This is a genomic window from Pseudomonas sp. MAFF 730105 (genome assembly GCF_055380705.1).
Map to the genome: position 1 here is coordinate 1,185,120 of NZ_AP018438.1, position 14,611 is coordinate 1,199,730.

General features: G+C 61.0%; 10 protein-coding genes and 1 pseudogene. 9 read left to right on the forward strand and 2 right to left on the reverse strand.

Annotated elements, in window-relative coordinates:
• Positions 1–27 precede the first annotated feature (27 nt).
• Entirely contained in the window at positions 28–1,497 is a 1,470-nt protein-coding gene (guaB, locus tag PCOSP_RS05160) for an IMP dehydrogenase (protein ID WP_024777063.1), read from the forward strand.
• A gap of 79 nt (positions 1,498–1,576) precedes the next feature.
• Complete coding sequence (guaA, locus tag PCOSP_RS05165) at positions 1,577–3,154, forward strand: glutamine-hydrolyzing GMP synthase (RefSeq protein WP_041020635.1); 1,578 nt, start codon at positions 1,577–1,579, stop codon at positions 3,152–3,154.
• Positions 3,155–3,244: 90 nt separating this feature from the next.
• Here guaA and PCOSP_RS05170 read toward each other — a convergent pair whose 3' ends face one another.
• The gene (locus PCOSP_RS05170) at positions 3,245–4,333 is read right to left on the reverse strand and encodes an SDR family oxidoreductase (protein WP_464710481.1); all 1,089 of its coding nucleotides are present in this window, start codon (positions 4,331–4,333) and stop codon (positions 3,245–3,247) included.
• Between the two features lie 97 nt (positions 4,334–4,430).
• Between PCOSP_RS05170 and PCOSP_RS05175 the strand changes: the two genes are divergently transcribed.
• Positions 4,431–5,327, forward strand: a complete 897-nt coding sequence (locus PCOSP_RS05175; protein WP_464710482.1) for a LysR family transcriptional regulator — start codon at positions 4,431–4,433, stop codon at positions 5,325–5,327.
• 80 nt (positions 5,328–5,407) lie between these two features.
• Here PCOSP_RS05175 and treR read toward each other — a convergent pair whose 3' ends face one another.
• Positions 5,408–6,112 carry a trehalose operon repressor gene (gene treR / locus PCOSP_RS05180; protein WP_139646000.1) on the reverse strand — a complete coding sequence of 235 codons (705 nt, stop codon included), beginning with the start codon at positions 6,110–6,112 and terminating at the stop codon, positions 5,408–5,410.
• Positions 6,113–6,358: 246 nt separating this feature from the next.
• On the opposite strand from treR, the gene treP reads away from it, so the two are divergent.
• From treP to PCOSP_RS05210, 6 genes and pseudogenes are all read left to right on the forward strand, one after another.
• Positions 6,359–7,801 (forward strand): PTS system trehalose-specific EIIBC component, encoded by a 1,443-nt coding sequence (gene treP, locus PCOSP_RS05185; RefSeq protein ID WP_139646002.1) that lies wholly within the window; start codon positions 6,359–6,361, stop codon positions 7,799–7,801.
• Positions 7,802–7,852: 51 nt separating this feature from the next.
• Positions 7,853–9,496 carry an alpha,alpha-phosphotrehalase gene (gene treC / locus PCOSP_RS05190; RefSeq protein ID WP_464710484.1) on the forward strand — a complete coding sequence of 548 codons (1,644 nt, stop codon included), beginning with the start codon at positions 7,853–7,855 and terminating at the stop codon, positions 9,494–9,496.
• Positions 9,497–9,635: 139 nt separating this feature from the next.
• Positions 9,636–10,859, forward strand: a complete 1,224-nt coding sequence (locus tag PCOSP_RS05195) for a maltoporin (RefSeq protein WP_175385134.1) — start codon at positions 9,636–9,638, stop codon at positions 10,857–10,859.
• Positions 10,860–10,931: 72 nt separating this feature from the next.
• Positions 10,932–13,465 (forward strand): annotated as a pseudogene (ptsP, locus tag PCOSP_RS05200) (phosphoenolpyruvate--protein phosphotransferase).
• Positions 13,466–13,467: 2 nt separating this feature from the next.
• Positions 13,468–13,755 (forward strand): PTS transporter subunit EIIB, encoded by a 288-nt coding sequence (locus PCOSP_RS05205; RefSeq protein ID WP_464710486.1) that lies wholly within the window; start codon positions 13,468–13,470, stop codon positions 13,753–13,755.
• 104 nt (positions 13,756–13,859) lie between these two features.
• A complete protein-coding gene (locus PCOSP_RS05210; RefSeq protein ID WP_175385132.1) occupies positions 13,860–14,267 on the forward strand; it encodes a DUF6632 domain-containing protein in 408 nt (135 codons plus the stop codon).
• The last annotated feature ends 344 nt before the right edge of the window (positions 14,268–14,611 follow it).

The following is a 14,611-nucleotide window of genomic DNA, read 5'->3' on the forward strand; positions in this document are numbered from 1 at the left end:
CCATTTTCCCGCTCGGGAGCCCCCGCGATGCTGCGTATCAGCCAAGAAGCTCTGACCTTCGACGACATTCTCCTAGTGCCTGGTTATTCCGAGGTGCTGCCTAACGAAGTCAGCCTCAAAACCCGTCTTACCCGTGGCATCGAACTGAATATCCCGTTGGTTTCCGCTGCCATGGACACCGTGACCGAAGCCCGTCTGGCCATTGCCATGGCCCAGGAAGGCGGTATCGGTATCATCCACAAAAACATGACCATCGAACAGCAGGCCGCCGAAGTGCGCAAGGTCAAGCGGTTCGAGGCTGGCGTGGTCAAGGACCCGATCACCATCGAGGCCGATGCCACGGTGCGCGATCTGTTCGAACTGACCCGCATGCACAACATCTCCGGCGTTCCGGTGCTGCACGATGGCGACCTGGTCGGCATCGTCACCTCCCGCGACGTGCGTTTCGAGAACCGCCTGGATGCCACCGTCCGCCAAGTGATGACGCCTAAAGAGCGCCTGGTCACGGTCAAGGAAGGCACCAGCAAGGACGAAGTCCGCGAATTGCTGCACAAGCACCGCATTGAGCGCGTGCTGATCGTCGACGACAAATTCGCCCTCAAGGGCATGATGACCGTCAACGACATCGAAAAAGCCAAGGCCTACCCGCTGGCCAGCAAGGACGACCAGGGTCGTCTGCGCGTCGGTGCAGCGGTCGGTACCGGCAAGGACACCGGTGACCGCGTCGCCGCGCTGGTCAATGCCGGCGTCGACGTGGTGGTGGTCGACACCGCCCACGGCCATTCCAAAGGTGTGATCGACCGCGTTCGTTGGGTCAAGCAGAACTTCCCTGAAGTGCAGGTGATTGGCGGCAACATCGCCACCGGCGCTGCCGCCAAGGCCCTGGCCGAAGCTGGCGCCGACGCGGTCAAGGTCGGTATCGGCCCTGGCTCGATCTGCACCACCCGGATCGTCGCCGGTGTCGGCGTGCCGCAGATCAGTGCCATCGCCAACGTCGCCGCCGCCCTTGAAGGCACTGGCGTACCGTTGATCGCCGACGGCGGCATCCGTTTCTCCGGTGACCTGTCCAAGGCCATCGTGGCCGGTGCCTCTGCCGTGATGATGGGCTCGATGTTCGCCGGTACCGAAGAAGCGCCGGGCGAGATCGAACTGTTCCAGGGCCGTAGCTACAAGGCTTATCGCGGCATGGGTTCGCTGGGCGCCATGTCCCAGGCCCAGGGCTCTTCCGACCGCTACTTCCAGGACTCCTCCGCGGGTGCCGAGAAGCTGGTACCGGAAGGCATCGAAGGTCGTGTGCCGTACAAAGGCACCCTGACCGCGATCATCCATCAACTGATGGGTGGCCTGCGTTCTTCGATGGGCTACACCGGCAGTGCCAACATCGAAGAGATGCGCACCAAGCCGGAGTTCGTGCGCATCACCGGCGCCGGTATGGCCGAGTCCCATGTCCACGACGTACAGATCACCAAGGAAGCGCCGAACTACCGCGTAGGTTAAGGCTTCCAGCAAAACGTTAATCACCGGGGCTGTTCATTCAGCCCCGAGTTGTTTCTGATTCACTACATGAGAATGAGTCATGGCCCTCGACATTCACGCTCACCGCATTCTGATCCTCGACTTCGGTTCCCAGTACACCCAACTGATTGCCCGCCGCGTGCGTGAAATCGGCGTGTACTGCGAGTTGCACCCGTTCGACATGGATGACGAAGCGATTCGCGAGTTCGCTCCCAAAGGCGTCATCCTCGCCGGCGGTCCCGAGTCCGTGCACGAAGCCAACAGCCCGCGCTGCCCGCAAGCGGTGTTCGACCTGGGCGTACCGGTCTTCGGCATCTGCTACGGCATGCAGACCATGGCCGAGCAGCTCGGCGGCAAGGTGGAAGGCTCCGACCTGCGTGAGTTCGGTTATGCCCGCGTTGACGTTGTCGGCAAGAGCCGCCTGCTGGATGGCATCGAAGACCATGTCGACGCCGATGGCCTGTTCGGTCTGGACGTGTGGATGAGCCACGGTGACAAGGTCACCAAGATGCCGGAAGACTTCCACATCCTCGCCAGCACGCCGAGCTGCCCGATTGCCGGCATGTTCAGCGACGAGCGTCGTTACTACGGCGTGCAGTTCCACCCGGAAGTGACCCACACCAAGCAGGGCGGCCGCATCCTGTCGCGCTTCATCCTCGACATCTGCGAGTGCGAAGCCCTGTGGACACCGTCGAAAATCGCTGAAGACGCCATCGCCCAGGTGCGCGCCCAGGTCGGTACCGACAACGTGCTGCTCGGCTTGTCCGGCGGCGTCGACTCCTCGGTAGTCGCCGCGCTGCTGCACAAGGCCATCGGTGATCAACTGACCTGCGTCTTCGTCGACAACGGCCTGCTGCGCCTGCACGAAGGCGAGCAAGTGATGGCCATGTTCGCCGAGAACATGGGCGTCAAGGTGATCCGCGCCAACGCCGAAGAGCAATTCCTGACCAACCTGGCCGGCGAGTCCGACCCGGAGAAGAAGCGCAAGATCATCGGTCGTACCTTCATCGACGTGTTCGATGCCGAATCCTGCAAGCTCGACAACATCAAGTACCTGGCCCAGGGCACCATCTACCCCGACGTGATCGAGTCGGCCGGCGCCAAGAGCGGCAAGGCCCACGTGATCAAGTCCCACCACAACGTCGGTGGCCTGCCGGAAGAAATGAACCTCAAGCTGGTCGAGCCGCTGCGTGAGCTGTTCAAGGACGAGGTCCGTCGCCTCGGCCTGGAACTGGGCCTGCCTTACGACATGGTCTACCGCCACCCATTCCCGGGCCCGGGCCTGGGCGTGCGAATCCTCGGTGAAGTGAAGAAGGAATACGCCGACCTGTTGCGTCGCGCCGACCACATCTTCATCGAAGAACTGCGCAAGGCCGACTGGTACCACAAGGTCAGCCAGGCGTTCGTGGTGTTCCAACCGGTGAAATCCGTCGGCGTGGTCGGCGATGGCCGTCGCTACGCCTGGGTCGTGGCCCTGCGTGCGGTGGAAACCATCGACTTCATGACCGCTCGCTGGGCGCACCTGCCGTACGAGCTGCTGGAAACCGTTTCCGGCCGCATCATCAACGAAATCGACGGCATCTCTCGCGTTACTTACGACGTGTCGAGCAAGCCGCCGGCGACGATTGAGTGGGAGTGATATCAGGTCTTTCGAGGGGTATCGCCAGCTATCGAAGAACTGCCGTAACGTGTTGATTTAGAAAAAATACGTCACGGCAGTTATCGGTGATTATCGCTGGCCGGCGGGACAGGTTGGCGGTAGAAGTGACGGTGTCGCCCTGTCGGTACCGTCACCTTCCGCTACGATTGCCGCATCAATGGCTGGCGTGGGACGCTGCCGCACGATGCAGCCCAGCCCTGCCAAAGTTGCTTCGACGGCTTCATCCAGCGGCGTATGCGGCTCACTGCCTAGGACAGCCTTCAAGCGAGCGTTGTCCATGCGCACGGGTTGACGCCACAGGTAACGCATTTCCAGCAGTTCACGCAGCGTAGGCACAAAGGGCGAAGCCAATCGTGTGAGCCACCATGGGAAGGCTCGCAGCTTTGGTGGACCACCGTGCCGTTTCGCAACGCGGCAGATAGCAGCAGCCATCTGTGTGCCATCGGCATCCCAATGCCCGGCCATATGGAAACTGGCGAAGGGCGGCAGCGAGTCGCGGCGTCCGAGCAGTTCGACCATCGTGCGGGCCACGTCGGGCAGATACGACCACTGGTGGCCCACGCCCGGATCGCCCGGAAGTTGGATGATCTTCACGCATTGTCCTGGTTTGACGACGCCTTGCGAGAACCAGCTGTTGCCTGCGCTTGGGCCGAAGAAATCCCCAGCTCGCACCACGATTACCCGTACACCTCGCTCGCTGGAGGCTTGTAGCCGCTGTTCCAATTCGACCCGGATGGCGCCCTTGCGTGTGAGTGGGCGTTGCGGGGCATCCTCGCTCAGTACCGGGAATGCATCGGGACCGTAGTTATAGACAGTGCCTGGCAGCACCACTGTGGCGCCTTCCGCCTTCGCCGCCGCGATGGTGTTTTCGATCATAGGTAGCACCAACTCGCCCCAGTTGCGGTAGCCGGGAGGGTTGACCGCGTGGACGATAACGTTGCACTCGCGCGCGGCATGCATCACATCATCGCGCTGCATCGCGTCTCCACGCAGCCAGGTGATGCCATCACGCTGCTCTTGGGGTGAGGCCAACCCGCGATGGAGAGCCTGGACCTGCCAGCCAGCGTCGTGCAGTTGTCGTGCCACTTCACCGCCGATCCCGCCTGTTGCGCCTAGCACCAAGATTTTTTTGCTTAGAGGATTGTCGATATTTGCCATGTCCATTCTCCGTCAGGTGGGTGAGTGGGTTGAATTCTGGGCGTGGTTTAAGTAGAAATAAATTACCTAACGTAAGCTATCGGATATGCATTTTTGTATGGCTAATGACCTTGGCTGGGAACTGTATCGAACGTTTCTTGCTGTGTTGACGGAGGGGTCGCTCTCAGGGGCCGCACGCGCGCTCGGCATCACGCAGCCTACGGCGGGGCGTCATATCTCTGCTTTGGAGGCGACATTCCATCAGGCCCTGTTCACCCGTTCGCAGACCGGGTTGTTGCCCACCGAGGCCGCGTTGGCTTTGCGCGGCTATGCCGAAGCGATGCAGAGCAACGCGGCGGCCCTTCAACGCGCGGCCACCAGCCAGCAGGGCGAAAAAGCGACGGGCACGGTGCGGGTGTCAGCCAGCGAGGTGATCGGGGTGGAGGTGCTGCCGCCTGCGATCGCGCGGCTTCGCCAAGCGCATCCTGGTTTGAAGATCGAGGTCGTGCCCACCAATCGCGTACAAGATCTGCTGCAACGGGAGGCGGACATTGCGGTCCGCATGTCGTTGCCCAAGCAGGATCTGCTCATTGCTCGGAGCGTTGGCCATGTCGAATTAGGAATGTATGCGCGCAGCGACTACCTGGCACAGCACGGTACACCTTCCGCACCCGCGGATCTGATCAAGCATGCGTTGATTGGGTTTGATCAGGAAACGCCTTTTCTCCGCGCCGCAACTAAGCAGTTCCCCGCATGGAGACGGGAGGCCTTCTCGATGCGCACCGATAGCGATCTGGCTCAACTGGCGCTGATCCGCGCCGGCGGCGGTATTGGGATATGCCAAGTCGCCTTGGGCCAGCGGGACGCAATGCTAGTGCGTGTACTTTCGCGGCACTTCGCGCTGCGATTGCCTACGTGGGTCACCATGCACGAGGGGTTGCGCGAAAGCCCGCGTTGCAAGGTGACGTTCGATGCGCTCGTGGAGTGCCTCTTGGCGTACACGAGCGCCGCGTGACATCGTGTGACTCATCCAACTCTGTCGTCAGAGCGCTTCGCAAGTGCGCCATCAAGCAGGGAGGGAGCCGCCTGGTTTCCTCAGCGCCGCGCCACATCCGAGAAATAGAACTTGTCGAGGGTATGCCGTGATTCGGTGTATTCGAACTGCCGGCCGTCCTGAAGAAAGGTCTGGTTGCTGACCACGATGACATGGCTTTGGCCGTCGAGGTCGAGGTGTTGCTGGTCGTCGTTGCTGCACCGGACGGCTTCGATGGTGCGCTGGGCATAGGCGATCTGCAGTTGCAGGGTCTGTTCGATGTGGGCATAGATCGATCGCTCGGCGATCTCGCGGGTCAGGTCGGGGATCACGTCGCTGACGAAATGGTTGATGTCCAGGATCACCCGTTTGCCGTCGATTCTTCGCACGCGCTTGATGCGCGTCACCTGGCTGCCAGCGGGGGCCTTGATGTGTTCGAGCAACGCACCTTCAAGCGGCAGTTGGCTGAACTCGACCACTTCAGTGCGGACGTCATCGCCCAGGCGCGGGTACGTCTCCTGGAAGCTGACAATGCCGCCGAGCTGGAATTCGATAGGGGAGGTGGACAGTACAAAGGTGCCCTTGCCATGGATCTTCTGGGCGAAACCGCGCTCCTGAAGCTGTTCGATCGCCTTGCGCACGGTGCCCCGACTGGCTTGGTAGCTGTCCATCAATTCGGTTTCGGAAGGCAGGCGGGCGCCACGCTCCAAGCGTTCGGTGGTGATGCTGGCGAGCAGGTCGCTGTAGATCCGGTTGTATTTACTCATGGAAATGGCTCTGTAACGCGCGGTACACCGGGGGCGGAACCTTAAGGGTGAAGTGGGGGGCTTGTCCAATTCACTGTGGTTTTTTGCAGCAAGGAGCGTAGGGCGTTTCGCGATGATAGTGGAGTGCTTAAATAAAAAAACACAACTCGTCTGTACGAGTTGTTGATTTAACTCGTACAGACGAGTATTTTTTCCTTCCATGTGCTGTCGACTCTCAATAACAACAACGACGCGGAAGAAAAAAGCATGAGCCACGATTACCCCAGAATCGCCAGCGAGCTGCTGCAAAGCCTCGGCGGCGTCGGCAATATCGAGCAGGCAGCCCATTGCGTGACGCGCCTGCGGCTATCCCTCAAGGATGCATCACAGGTGGACAGCGCAACATTGAACCAGGTCGACCTGGTCAAGGGTTCGTTTTTCACCGGCGGCTTGTTCCAGGTGGTCATCGGGCCGGGCGAGGTGGAAAAGGTCTACGCCGCCCTGCGCGAGCTGACAGGCCTGGCCGCCGCGACCATCGCCGACGTCAAGCGCCAGGGCGCACAGAAAGGCAACGGCATGCAGCGCCTGGTGCGGGTGCTTTCCGACGTGTTCATGCCGATCCTGCCCGCGCTGGTGATCGCCGGCCTGCTGATGGGCGTCAACAACCTGCTGGGCGCCAAGGGTATGTTCATTGCCGACCAGACACTGCTCGACGCGTATCCGAACCTGGACGGTGTCTGGAGCCTGATCAACCTGATGGCCAACACTTCCTTTGTCTTTCTTCCGGCACTGGTGGGCTGGTCGGCGGCCAAGCGTTTTGGCGGCAGTGAGATCCTGGGCATCGTGCTCGGGCTGATGCTCGTTCACCCGGACCTGCTCAATGCCTGGAACTACGGCAAGGCCGTGGCGGGGCTGGATGGCCAGAGCTTGCCGTACTTCGATATCTTCGGTTGGTTCCGGATCGAAAAAGTCGGTTACCAGGGACAGATCCTGCCGATCCTGTTGGCCGCCTTTGTCATGAGCGTGATCGAGCGTTGGTTGCGTGCCAGGGTGCCCAACGCTATCCAACTGCTGGTCGTGCCGATTACCACCATCGTCGTCACAGGTGTACTGGCGCTGGCGATCATTGGACCGGTCACCCGGCACCTGGGCATCCTGATTACAGAAGGCATGGTGGCATTGTTCGATCTCGCGCCGGTGATCGGTGGGGCGATCTTCGGCCTGTTATATGCACCGCTGGTGGTGACCGGCATGCACCACATGTTCCTGGCGGTGGATCTGCAATTGATCTCGACCCAGGGCGGCACCTTCATCTGGCCGATGATCGTCATGTCCAACCTGGCCCAGGGTAGCGCGGCGCTGGCGGTGTTCTACATGACCCGCAATGCCCGGGACAAGAGCATGGCTTCCACTTCGGCCATTTCCGCCTACTTCGGTATCACTGAACCGGCGATGTTCGGCGTCAACCTGCGCTACAAATTTCCCTTCTACTGTGCCCTGGTCGGCTCGGCCCTGGGCTGCATCTTCCTGTCGCTGAACAAGATCAAGGCTTCGGCCATTGGTGTGGGTGGCTTGCCGGGTTTCATTTCGATCGTTCCCGACTACATACCGATGTTCGTGATCGGCATGGTCATCGCCATGACCGTGCCCTTTGCGCTGACCTGCGGGTTGAGCATGAAGATCGTCCGCCCCGGCTATCGCGTCGCCTGACACCCGGACTGTCCACGATGGGCCATGGGCCCGCACTGAAGGAATCGCGTCATGCAAGACTGGCAACGCTCCGTGATCTACCAGATTTATCCGAAGAGTTTCTACAGCCACGGCGGTCAGGCGACCGGTGATTTACTGGGGATCGTGGACAAGCTCGATTATCTGCACTGGCTCGGGGTGGATTACCTGTGGCTGACGCCGTTCCTGCGTTCGCCACAGCGCGATAATGGTTATGACATCAGCGACTACTATGCCATCGACCCCAGCTACGGCACGATGGCTGACTGTGAGCTGTTGATCGCCGAGGCCGGCAGACGCGGTATCAAGTTGATGCTTGATATCGTGGTCAATCACACGTCCATCGAGCATCCCTGGTTCCAGGTCGCCCGCAGCAGCCTCGACAACCCGTACCGCGATTTCTACATCTGGCGCGACCAACCGAACAGCTGGGAATCCAAGTTCGGCGGCTCGGCCTGGGAATACGAGGCGCAGACCAGCCAGTATTACCTGCACCTGTTCGATCACACCCAGGCCGACCTGAACTGGGATAACCCTCAGGTGCGTGCCGAAGTGTTCAAGATGATGCGCTTCTGGCGGGACAAGGGCGTGGGGGGCTTTCGCCTCGACGTCATCAACCTGATCTCCAAGCCGGCGGATTTTCCTGATGACCACACCGATGGCCGGCGTTTCTATACCGACGGCCCGAACGTACATCGTTATCTGCAGCAAATGCACCGGGAGGTCTTTGAAGGTTTCGACCTGATCAACGTGGGCGAGATGTCGTCCACCACTCTCGAACACTGCATTCGTTATTCGTGTCCGGATTCGCGCGAGTTGTCGATGACCTTCAATTTCCACCATCTGAAGGTGGATTATCCGAACCTGCAGAAATGGGTGCGAGCCGACTTCGATTTCTTCCAGCTCAAACGCATCTTGTCCGACTGGCAGACCGGCATGCAGGCCGGTGGCGGTTGGAACGCGTTGTTCTGGTGTAATCACGACCAGCCGCGGGTGGTCTCTCGCTTCGGAAATGACGGCGAGCACCGGGTGGCTTCGGCGAAAATGCTGGCCACCGCGTTGCACTTCCTCCAAGGCACGCCCTTCGTGTATCAGGGCGAAGAGCTGGGGATGACCAATCCGGGCTTTGATCACATCGACCAGTACCGCGACGTCGAGACCTTGAATATCTTTCGTCTCCAGCGTAACGCCGGGGTGCCCGAAGCCGAGGCCATGGCGGCGATCATGCAGAAGTCGCGGGACAACGGGCGTACACCAATGCAATGGACGGCCGGACCGAACGCGGGTTTCAGCCAGGCCGAGCCCTGGATCGGCGTGCCGGCCAATGCTGCCTTCATCAACGTTGAACACCAACTGCAAGACCCGACATCAATACTGCATTTTTATCGACAGCTGATCACCCTGCGCCGTAGCGAAGCCTTGATCCAGGAGGGCGTCTACCGCCTGTTGTTGCCCGACCACCCCTTCGTGTGGGCCTACCTGCGCGAGGGGCAGGGGGAACGTCTGCTGGTCATCAGTCATTTCCACGGCGGTGACTGCGAGGTTGAGTTGCCCGATGGGATCATCACCTCCGACATGAAGCAACGATGGGTGATCGGTAATTACGACCGAGAGCACCGTGATCGACGGTTGCGCCTGCGACCCTACGAGTCGTTCGTACTGCACCTGAGCGATTGAATCAAAACCCTTTCCGACCCAGGCATCGCCTGACAGCGACCACGTTGCGTTCGACGCACCGTGCGGCTCTTTATCGCCCATTCGTTGGCAGGAAAAGGGGAAAGCGCAGCAAAAAACAATAAAAAACAAGGAGCGGCATATGAGAACAACAATAAATCGAGGCCTCGCGGTGTCCTGCATCTGCCTGGCATTGCCATTTCCAACCCAGGCGCTGGAGTTTTCCGGTTACTTGCGCAGCGGCGTCGGCAGTGCAACCAATGGTCGATCGCAATCCTGTTTCCAGTTGCCAGGAGCGCAGAGCAAGTACCGATTAGGCAACGAATGCGAACAATATGGCGAGTTGGAGCTGCGCCAGGACCTTTTCACCCTCGATGATGGTTCGGTGTTGAGCGTGGATGGCATGGCGTCGCTGTACAACCGTTACGATCGCACGCCGACTTTCCAGGGTGACAACGGCGCCGCGCGGATGCCGCAGATGTATGCCCAGTGGTCGAACATGCCCAGCCTGAACGGCGGGTCGCTATGGGCCGGTCGGCGTTACTACAAACGTAACGACATTCATATTTCCGATTTCTACTACTGGAACCAGAGTGCCACCGGGGGCGGGATCGAGGACGTACTCATTGGCGGCCTGAAATACAGCTACGCCTTCTCGCGCAAGGACAACCTGTATCAGAAAGACCCGGTCAGTCGACATGATTTCAACGTGGCCGGTTTCAGGACCAACCCCGGTGGTGAGTTGGAACTGGGCTTGAGCTTCATCGACCAGGCGGACCGTCGTGATGCCCATCGTGGCTGGGCCCTGACCGCCCAGCATGTGCAGCAGGCCTTTGTGGGTGGCAAGAATAAACTGGCTTTGCAATATGGCGAGGGGCCCGGCACCGGGCTGGGGTATACCGGCGATACGGGCCTGGACGACAGCAACAAGAGTTATCGTCTGGTTGAATTCTTCGATTGGCAGGTCACGCCGCGTTTCGGCGGGCAGGTGCAGGCGGTTTATCAGAAGGATATCCGCCGCGATGGCGGAGACCAGGACTGGGTGTCGCTGGGGGTTCGCCCGGCCTACGCCATCACCGACCAGTTCAAGCTGGTGGCTGAGCTGGGCCACGACCAAGTGCAGGCGAGTGACGGCACGCGCAAGCTGAGCAAGTTTACCTTTGCACCCACCTGGTCGCCCAAGGGGCCGGAATTCTGGGCCCGACCGGAGATACGGCTTTATTACACCTACGCCAGCTGGAACGAAGCGGCCCAGCGTGCAGCCAACCAACTGGCGGCGGGGTCGGCATTGTCCGACACCGGCGCATTTGACAGCGCGCGACATGGCTCCAACGTGGGCGTGCAGATCGAATACTGGTGGAAGTGACCCGTGTAGTGCGTGTCGGCGGGCCCTTCATAGCCGCGATGCCAACAAGAATAGACAGCAGCAGGTGAAGTCATGAACACAACGCAACCCTTGCAATTGCTCGCGCCGTTATCCGGGGTCCTGATGCCTTTGGACAATGTGCCGGATCCGGTCTTCTCCAGCCGTATAGTGGGAGATGGGATCTGCATCGACCCGACTTCCCAGACCCTCTGCGCACCGTTGGCTGGTGTCGTCGGCACGCTCCAGGGCAGCGGCCATGCGCTGAGTATCACTGGGGACCACGGCGTTGAGGTGCTGATGCACATTGGCCTGGACACGGTGAACCTGGCGGGCAAGGGCTTTACTCCCCGGGTGGAGGCGGGTCAACGCGTCGAGGCGGGGCAGCCCCTGATCGATTTTGATGCCGACTACATCGCCCTGCATGCACGGAGCCTGTTGACGTTGGTGCTGGTGGTCAGCGGCGAGCCTTTCAGCGTGTTGGCAGACCAGGCTGCCTGCGTCGAGAGTGGCGACCCGCTGCTGCAAGTCAGCCTGGATGAATCAAGACCTGCCGAGGATGCACAACAGGGCTCGGCGCTGTTTTCCAGGCCATTGATCGTGCCCAACGAATGTGGCTTGCATGCTCGCCCTGCCGCGGTGTTCGCCGAGGCGGCCAAGGGATTCGACGCAGACATCTGCCTGCATCGGCAGCAGGCCGGCGCCAATGCCAAGTCCGTGGTGGCGATCATGGCGCTGCAGACGGCCAAGGGCGACAGCGTGCAGATCAGTGCCGCCGGCCCCCAGGCCAGGCAAGCCATCGAAGCCTTGGAACACCTGTTGCTTTCGGGGTGCGGCGAAACGGTTGGCGTGCCATTGGCGCTGGTGTCGTCCCACGTCTCCGAACCGTCGATGTCGGGCCGGCTGCGAGGTGTCTGCGCTTCGCCCGGCCTGGCGTTTGGCGAGGTGGTTCAAGTTGCCTCGCAGGTGCTGGACATCGACGAGGCGGGCCTCGGGATTCAGGCTGAACAAGCGGCTCTGGACCAGGCGCTGGGCCAGGCGGCTGAAGCGTTGCGGACCTTGCAACGCGAAGCGGCGGGCAGTGTCCAGGCGCAGATTTTTCGAGCTCATGAAGCGTTGCTGGAGGACCCCACCCTGCTGGAGCACGCCCAGGCCCTTGTCCTCGAAGGCAAGAGTGCGGCATTCGCCTGGAACGCGGCTACAGAAGCCACCGCTGCACTGTTCCAGCAATTGGGTAGCGCGTTGCTGGTCGAACGGGCAATGGACCTGGCCGATGTCGGGCAACGGGTGCTCAAGTTGATCCTGGGGGTGCAGGAACGCGCCTGGACATTGCCCGAGCGTGCGATCCTGGTGGCTGAGCAACTGACACCCTCCCAGACCGCCAGCCTGGATACCTCGCGAATAGCCGGTTTTGTCACGGTCGATGGCGGTGCGACCAGCCATGTGGCAATCCTTGCCCGAGCGCTGGGCTTGCCGTCGTTGTGTGGCCTGCATGGACAGGTGCTGGACATCGCCAATGGCACCCAGGTGTTGCTGGATGCCGACGGCGGCGAATTGCATTTGAATCCTGATCAGGCCCGGATCGAACAATTCCGCGCCCAGCGTGACGAGCAGCGTCAGCGCCGCCAGCGAGACCTCGAACAATCGGCCCTGCCGGCCCGAACCCTCGACGGTCATCGAGTGGAGATCAGCGCCAATGTCGGTTCGCTGCGGGACGTGGAGCAGGCCATGACCCTGGGAGGTGAAGGGGTGGGGCTGCTGCGCTCCGAACTGCTTTATCTGGATCGCTTGCAGCCGCCGGGGCATGACGAACAAGCAACGCTGTACAGCGCCGTCGCCCAGGCACTGGGCCCGGAGCGCAACCTGGTGGTGCGCACCCTGGACGTGGGGGGGACAAGCCATTGGCCTATGTACCGATGGAGCGCGAGGCCAATCCGTTCCTGGGCATGCGCGGGATTCGCTTGTGCCTGGACCGGCCACAACTGTTGCGTGAGCAGTTCCGGGCGATACTCGCCTGCTCCGGAATGGCGCGCCTGCACATCATGCTGCCCATGGTCACCCAATTGTCGGAGTTGCGTCTGACGCGGCGGATACTGGAGGAAGAGGTTGGCAGCCTGGGCCTGAAAGAGCAGCCGAAGCTGGGGATCATGATCGAGGTCCCGGCGGCGGCCCTGATGGCTGATCTGTTTGCCCCCGAAGTGGATTTCTTTTCCATCGGCACCAACGACCTGACCCAGTACACCATGGCCATGGACCGAGACCATCCACGCCTGGCCAGCCAGGCCGACAGCCTGCATCCCTCGGTGCTGCGGCTGATCGCTCGTACCGTCGATGCCGCGCATGCCCAGGGCAAATGGGTCGGGGTGTGTGGCGCGCTGGCATCGGAACCCCTGGCGGTACCGGTGTTGCTGGGGCTTGGTGTGGATGAACTCTCGGTCAGCGTGCCGTTGATTCCGACAATAAAAGCGTGCGTGCGTGAATGGGACCTAAGTGAATGCCGCAGGCTTGCCCAACAGGCCCTGGGGCGGGAAAGCGCCGAACAGGTGCGCGCTATCCTGCGTACGCATTCATCCACGGTTGACCCGGCCACACTGGTCATGGAGCACTGAACATGTTTGACAAACTGCAGCGGACATTCTGGAAAGCCCTGACCCCGGACCTGGTGCCGGATGAGCCCAAACTGGCGACATCGGTTGCTGGTGTCCCACCGGCTATCGTCGCCGCGCTGGGCGGCGCGGATAATCTAAAGCGCCATCAGGCCGTGGCATTGACGCGACTGCGAGTGGAGTTGCGGGATGTTGCCCGGATAGACCGGTCGGGGTTGAAGGCCGCCGGGGTGGCTGGGGTGTTGTCGCTGGACAACGGCGTGGTACACCTGATCACCGGTTTGCCATCCTGAGCCGTCAAGACGGCTGGCGGTAGGGTCGGGCACGTAGCCAAGGCGCGTTCTATACTCACGCACGTCCGGTTCAGCGACAGTCCCGTCGCCATAAGGAGCCCGCCATGAACGACCCTCAAAGACTCGCCGCCCTGCGCATGGTTTTGATCGTGGTGGGCCTGATCTCCGTGTTTGCGATCGGGCCGCTGATGTTGCTATGGCCGTCCGGTTGGACATGGCACAGCGGTCATTCCGACTATCCGCTGATGATCGTCGGCCTCTACGCTACCCTCGGCGTGTTCCTGCTGAGAGCTTCACGGGATCCGCTGAAGCACCTGAGCCTGATCTGGTTCACGGTCTGGTCGAGCGTCGTGCATGGCGCGATCATGGCCGTGCAGTCCTTTGGTGTCGGGATGGACGGCATGAGCCATTACGGCCACTTGCTCGGCGATGTGCCTGCGCTGTTCGTGGTCGCGGCGGCGCTGGCGTTCTTCACACCCCGTGGCGAAAAGGCGCGTTTACTGGCGGGGTGATCCTTGTGTTGCGGTGTACCTGAAAAGCCCTGTGGATAACCTCTCCAGGGCTTTTTAGTGGCCGTACTGTTTTTTCTCAGCGCTCTTCTGCACCTGACAGCGAAGCCGTCCGGTACCGTCACCTTTCGCTACGATTCGGCCCTCATCGGTGCGCCGGGAATGCCTATCATCCAAGGGAATGATCTGGTTGTCATTTGACATCCAGGCAGGTCATGCGAATACTGGAGAGCACTGATGATTCGTTCCTCGCATCCGAAAAAGGAAGTCGAAGAAACGCTGAAGCATGCCGAAGCGTTGGGGGGCGCATAGAGGTCGGTGGTGGTCACGCCTGGGGGCGGGCTTAT